This is a genomic window from Streptococcus oralis, assembly GCF_001578945.1.
GTDB classification, from domain to species: Bacteria; Bacillota; Bacilli; order Lactobacillales; family Streptococcaceae; genus Streptococcus; species Streptococcus oralis_Q.
In genome coordinates this window covers 1-1429 of the sequence record NZ_KQ969565.1, presented here as the reverse complement: position 1 = coordinate 1429, position 1429 = coordinate 1, and the positions used below count along the sequence as shown (strand labels likewise).

Sequence of the window (1429 nt, the reverse complement as noted above, 5' to 3'; positions counted from 1 at the left end):
TGCCAACCAAACGGATTTTTCTATTCTCAAAACATCTGCCAGAAGAAATCAATAATATAGGTCAAACCATAAGTATAAACCACTAGGGTAAAGGGTTTGGTCAAAACGATGATAATCATATAGCGCTTGAAGGTCATCTTGGTAAGGGCGGCCAGCATGCAGAGAAAATCAGCTGGACTAACAGGCCAAATCATCATAAAGATAAAGAAACGCTCGAAGCGATTGCCCTTATCTAGCCAGCCAATGTATTTGTCATAGGTGCGCTTGCTGACGACTGACTGGACAAAGGCAGCCCCGTAGAGACGCACTAGGTAAAAGATGATGGCACAGCCAATCACGATGCCGATATAGTTATAGATGGTTCCGATGATGTGTCCGTAAATAAAGACACCAGCCACTGAGGTCAAAGCTCCCGGAATGATCGGAACGACGGTTTGTAGGATCTGTAAAAAGATAAAGAGTGGTGGCCCCCAAACCCCAGCTTGCTGGATAAAGACCGATAGGGTTTCCTTGGACTGTAACACTCCTGCCTGATAGGCCCAAATACAGAAAATCAAGGTGCCGACTCCCCCAACGATAGATGAGATATTGATGACTTGCTGTAGAAGGGGAGAAACAGCTTTCATTTGCTTATCCTGTGACATGTAAACTCCTTATAGATAGTATGATTCTACTATACCATATTTTTCTTATAAAGACTAATTTGATTCCTTATCTTGCTTTTTATATAAGTGTGGTACAATTAAAGGAGTAAGTCAAGAGATATAACGGTGAAAGAAATGTTAGATTTAAAATTTAAAGGAAGATGGAGAAAGTACCAAAAGGAAGTCTTAGATCGTTTTCAGAGCTATCAAACAGATGGCCATGTTCACCTAGTGGCCCCACCAGGGACTGGAAAGACAACCATTGATATCGAGCTAATCGCTCGTTTTGGCAATTCACCTCTTGTCTTGACAGATGGAGTACTTTCTTGGATTAATCTATAATTGGATTGGTCTATAATCGGGAGAGTATTGAGACTGATTTGAATCGTTTGGATTTTCCACCCCCTTTTAGAAAAAAGCAAAATAGCAAGTACAATGAGCGAATAAGGAGTCCCTCCAGAGATCAAGCGTGGAGTAGTCCTCAATGTATCGAAAAAGGACGTTTCAAAAAGGTACCGATTGGGAAAAGGGACTCAAAGTGTCCAGCGGATTTTCTAAGGTCGAAGTCCAAAAACTAGGAAACGACAAGAGAATCACAACAGGCTCATTCGTAGATGGTTACCTAAAGGAACAAAGGAAGCAATTCCTAAAAAAGTCACTTTCATCGAAGATTGAATTAATAACTCTCCTAAAAATGCTTGGGCTACAAGTTTCTCAGAGAATTTCTGCTTGCTGACTAACTTGAACTTGAAATTTAGCGTCTTCCTGAAATTTCAAACAAACTT

General features: G+C 40.7%; 1 protein-coding gene and 2 pseudogenes. 2 read left to right on the top strand and 1 reads right to left on the bottom strand.

Translation table 11 applies throughout. The features are described from left to right. Positions 1-26: 26 nt before the first annotated feature. Positions 27-644 (bottom strand): TVP38/TMEM64 family protein, encoded by a 618-nt coding sequence (locus tag SORDD16_RS09700; protein ID WP_061453281.1) that lies wholly within the window; start codon positions 642-644, stop codon positions 27-29. 135 nt (positions 645-779) lie between these two features. On the opposite strand from SORDD16_RS09700, the pseudogene SORDD16_RS09695 reads away from it, so the two are divergent. Both SORDD16_RS09695 and SORDD16_RS12335 read left to right on the top strand, forming a co-directional pair. Then, positions 780-965 (top strand): annotated as a pseudogene (locus SORDD16_RS09695) (DEAD/DEAH box helicase family protein); the annotation flags it as partial. A 255-nt stretch (positions 966-1220) separates the two neighbouring features. Further along, positions 1221-1316, top strand: a pseudogene (locus tag SORDD16_RS12335) (IS30 family transposase); the annotation flags it as partial. Positions 1317-1429: the final 113 nt, after the last annotated feature.

Excerpts from the sequence above, each read along its gene's own strand:
- SORDD16_RS09700 (WP_061453281.1), bottom strand. The coding sequence starts at position 644 with ATGTCACAGGATAAGCAAATGAAAGCTGTTTCTCCCCTTCTACAGCAA.